4 protein-coding genes and 1 pseudogene are annotated in these 4,536 nt (G+C 34.3%); 3 read left to right on the top strand and 2 right to left on the bottom strand.

What is annotated here, in order from left to right:
- Nucleotides 1–6: 6 nt before the first annotated feature.
- Nucleotides 7–1,753, top strand: a pseudogene (gene ltrA, locus J4P91_RS27525) (group II intron reverse transcriptase/maturase).
- A gap of 288 nt (nt 1,754–2,041) precedes the next feature.
- Nucleotides 2,042–2,182: an exosporium protein G gene (locus J4P91_RS27520; RefSeq protein ID WP_207996619.1), complete on the top strand. Its 141-nt coding sequence runs from the start codon at nt 2,042–2,044 to the stop codon at nt 2,180–2,182.
- 407 nt (nt 2,183–2,589) lie between these two features.
- On the opposite strand, the gene J4P91_RS29255 is transcribed toward J4P91_RS27520, so the two are convergent.
- The gene (locus J4P91_RS29255) at nt 2,590–2,889 is read right to left on the bottom strand and encodes a hypothetical protein (RefSeq protein ID WP_243764044.1); all 300 of its coding nucleotides are present in this window, start codon (nt 2,887–2,889) and stop codon (nt 2,590–2,592) included.
- A gap of 151 nt (nt 2,890–3,040) precedes the next feature.
- On the opposite strand from J4P91_RS29255, the gene J4P91_RS27515 reads away from it, so the two are divergent.
- Nucleotides 3,041–3,415 carry an ArpU family phage packaging/lysis transcriptional regulator gene (locus J4P91_RS27515; RefSeq protein WP_207996618.1) on the top strand — a complete coding sequence of 125 codons (375 nt, stop codon included), beginning with the start codon at nt 3,041–3,043 and terminating at the stop codon, nt 3,413–3,415.
- A gap of 169 nt (nt 3,416–3,584) precedes the next feature.
- Here J4P91_RS27515 and J4P91_RS27510 read toward each other — a convergent pair.
- Nucleotides 3,585–4,536, bottom strand: a 952-nt coding sequence (locus J4P91_RS27510; RefSeq protein ID WP_279538732.1) for a peptidase G2 autoproteolytic cleavage domain-containing protein, incomplete at its 5' end; no start/stop codon positions are given.

Below are 4,536 nucleotides of genomic sequence, written 5' to 3'. Positions count from 1 at the left end.
ACATCGGTGAGTACAACATTACGACATGCAGAATATTACGATATGCAAAAAGTGTTCGATGATTTATATCAACGTAGTAAAAACAATGCTACTAAAGGTATAAATTTATATAAACACATCGTATCAAAAGAAAATATTCTACTGGCATATAGAAACATAAAGGCTAACACTGGCTCTAAAACTGAAGGAACAGATGGTATCACAATCGCCCACTATAAAATGGAAGATGTAGATTCTTTCGTTGATAACATAAGAAAAGCTCTCGTAAATTACAAACCACATATAGTACGTAGGGTAGAAATACCTAAACCAAATGGAAAGAAACGCCCATTAGGAATCCCTACAATGAGAGATAGATTGATTCAACAAATGTTCAAACAGGTCCTAGAACCAATATGCGAAGCAAAATTCTACAAGCATTCATATAGATTCAGACCTAACAGGTCAACACACCATGCAATGGCTAGGTGTCAATTCTTGATAAACAGAGGGAGATTTAGTCACGTAGTAGATATTGATATACAAGGTTTCTTTGAAAGACGTAAACCATTCCAAATTATTAATACAACTATACAACATAGGTATAACTGATAAAAGAGTACTGACAATTATCTCAAAAATGTTAAAAGCACCAATCAAAGGAGAAGGCATTCCTACAAAAGGAACTCCGCAAGGAGGAATTCTAAGTCCATTACTTAGTAATGTTGTACTAAACGATTTGGATTGGTGGATATCTAGTCAGTGGGAGAATATTAAAACAAGGAAACCATATACAATAGAAACCAAAAATCAATTGTTGTCAAAAGTATAATTGAAGAAAATGTATATAGTTAGATATGCAGATGATTTTAAAATATTTACCAACAACCATCAATCTGCAACTAAAATATTCCATGCAGTGGAAGGATATCTCAAAAATCAATTAAACCTTAATATATCTAATGAAAAATCAACTATAACTAACCTAAAAAGAAAATCTTCGGATTTTCTAGGATTCTCTATCAAATCTGTAAAAAAGCGCAAAAGATATGTGGCAAACACACATATAAGCGAGAAAAAGAAAAAGGATATCCTTGAAAAAGCAAAAACAAGGATTAAAGCAATTCAAAAGAATCCAACAGCAAAAGCAGTACAGGACTATAACTCCTATGTGCTTGGTATCAAAAATTATTACAGAATCGCAACACATGTGAATATAGACTTTGCTGAAATAGCCTTTCGTCTTTCGAAAACCTTGTTTAATCGTCTAAAATCAATAGGGAAATATAAAATACCTACCAATGCTAACGTATTATATAAAAAAATTCACAGGAACAATTATAGAACCTTTGAAGTAGCAGGTAATCATGTATATCCACTAGCTGATATACAAACACGATTCCCTCAAAATTTCAGTCAAGACATATGCAATTATACTAAAAAAGGAAGACAAAAACTCATCAAAAGTCTAAAAGGCAACATTGCTAATGAAATGCAAAAAATGTTGCTATCCTCCAGTAAAGGGAAGAGCATGAAGTATACAAATAACAGAATATCGAGATATTCCATGCAAAATGGTAAATGCGCTGTCACAGGAATCTTTTTACTAGCTGATGATGCGCACTGCCATCACAAGCTACCGAGAGATATGGGAGGAACTGACGAGTTCAATAACCTAATTATTGTACATGAATTTGTCCACAGACTGATACACGCTACAAATGAAGAGACGATTAGAAAATATATGAGAATACTTCAATTGAACGATAAATAATTGAAGAAAATAAACAAACTCCGTAAAGTTTGTAATCTAGTTGCTTTAGTATAAAAGGAGAAAATGGGACGCTGTATGCGGTGAAAGTCGCACGTACAGTGTTAAGCGGGGGAAAAGATGGAGATAACTTCAAAGTCTTACCTATCGCAACTAGAGGTTAAGATGTGTGGTTTGATTAAAGGTATTTATTTAATTTTATATTTATATATAAGAAAAACCTTATTTCCTATCACTTTCTTTTAATAAATTCATAGATTATTAGTAGTTTGAAAGAAAGGAGGAACTCAAATGGAAATTACTTGTATTTTACTTGAGAATGGTCAATATTTTCTTGTAACAAAAGTTGGTGACTTAGTTACACTTAAAGTACCAATTCCAGCATTAATTGCACAACAGTTATTAGCTGCTGGATTTCCTGAATGTAGCTAATATATTCCAGGATGCTAGATAGGTGAGGGAACCCTTACCTATCTACTAAATCTCGTAATTTTATTATTTATTAGAGATGAAAAAGAATATTAATGTGAAAATCTACATACTTGAGAGGACAGAAGGGAGAGATTGAATAAAAATTTCATTTTGTACAAAACAAAACCCTAGTTTCCTAGGGTAATGGGTATAACAACCCGATTTAATCGAGCTTCTACATTATAAGGTGTAATCATGATGGTTACTAATAGTAAATGTAACCAATAAAAGAGCAGCTAGCAAAAGCTAACTGCTCGGCTCTCCAGGGGAAGGAGAAAGGTTAGGGACTTTAAATGAGTTCTGGCTATCGCCTATCTACAGTATTGACGGAAGATTGAGATTTATTCAGTTTGTATTTAAATTGCGTTTTAACTTAATGCATATCCTACAATCAAAATAAATGTCAAAAACATAGATAATGAAAATGTCAGTAGAACTGTCACTATACTTCTTAGCGCTGATTTCCAATGGTTTATCTTAGAGAAGCCAATCATGCCAGCAAAAAAAGTTCCTATAGTTAAGATTAGTAAAAAAAATAAAGGGTGGAAATATAAAGAATTCGTAACATATTTATTCAGTTCAGGGGATCCTGCTCCAAGATATAAGAGGAATAAACCGATACAAATGAATGAAAAAATAAAGGACCATAGGTTTATAGTATGTTTCATTGATTTATTTCTCCTTTGTTATCACCATATTTTCTATTTAATTCTAATAGAAAATAAAGGGGAATAAAACCAAAAAAATATTAATAGGATATTTTTTACAAAATAATCCTTTGAATACAAAAACAGTTTGAACGGAGGGGAAGCGTATCATATGAACCAATTGTCATTCTTTGAAGACATCGATGAAAAAGAGATGCGTAGACTTGTGGTGAAAGAGCTGAAAAACTACAAAGCATTATGTGTCCGGATGAAAAATCAAGAGGAACAAATTCAAGCAGGGTGCGCGGTTCTTTTCCCGAAAATGAAAGATGATAAGAAGCGTGAGATACGTTTTAAACAGATTGAACGGACGTTGCAGAATGCACTTGATAACGATCAGCGTCAGATAATTGAGTTGAAATACTTAGGAAGTGAAAAAGTAAAAGATTCATATGTTTACAATGAATTGATGATGAGACGTGATAATTTTTATGAGAATAAAAAAATAGCTAACCGTTTGATAGCTACAGCTTTGGGGATTATATAAACATGGTTTTATGCTAGTGAAAATGAAATAATCGCCTTTTTTGCTGTTGATATAGATTGTTATATGATACGTGTAACTCATCTTACTTGTGCTCTACCTTATGGTAGGGGTTATTTGTTTAGAATGTATAGCTGAATTTGTTCTTTACACAATTAAGATGTTTAAATTTTTAGCGAACTAAAATCATAATCTGATTTGGTCCCGTACGTTTCATAACACGATATCCGTTAGTTGTTGCTGTTGCAATTCCCTCATTATTTGATCGGCAATAACTTGCTGGACGGCATGTTCCATCATCTCGAACAAGTAGTTTTCCTACTAGTCCTACAGCTACCCATTCAGGTCTAGTTAGTCGTGAACTACACGGAATATTTGGATCCCATGCTGGATTGAGTTTTTTTCTTGTTTCTGTGCGTTCGGGTATAATAATATTTCCTTCACTGTCTTTGATAGCTTCTTTTACAACCTCTTCATATATCTCACGGTTCCATTCATCCAGCAAATATTTAGAGCATGTAGGATCTTGGGTATCTGCTAATATGCCAGGACGAGAACTTGTAACCCCTAAAATATAATCATCACTCGCATTTGCTTTTCGTATTTTCTCGGCATCTAGTGTAACAAAGTGCCCGATATCAATTGATTGGCCATCTAACGTTTCAAACATTTCGGCATAATCACAAGCTCCAGCAGCTGTTATATATGCACTAGCCGTTACGGTACTGTCAAAACAAGCAGACCCATTACTTAGAATCTTTGCCACTACGCCTGCTGGATCACATACCCCTCCACCATTTACAAGATACCAAGAGAAAGGGAGATCAACAGCAAGATTAGGTCCTCCATTTTGTCCCATAACATGGACACCTAGTAAACCGTTAGCACAAGTAAATGATCCTTCAGTATGAGAAAACATCCCATCTGCAATTGTACCATCTCCTTCAGCATGAGAAGCAAAGCCACTAGCAATTGCGCCAAGCCCTTCAGCATGAGAAGCAAAACCACTAGCAATTGTGCCAAGCCCTTCTGCATGGGAAGCCAATTCACTAGCAGTAGTATCCAAACCTTCAGCATGAGAAGCAAATCCACTAGCAGTAGTATCCAAACCTTCAGCATGAGAA

Origin of the sequence: Bacillus sp. XF8 (assembly GCF_017498755.1) — a bacterium.
GTDB lineage: Bacteria > Bacillota > Bacilli > Bacillales > Bacillaceae_G > Bacillus_A > Bacillus_A bingmayongensis.
Note: the sequence above shows the minus strand (reverse complement) of the source record. Positions and strands in the feature narration are given on the sequence as shown.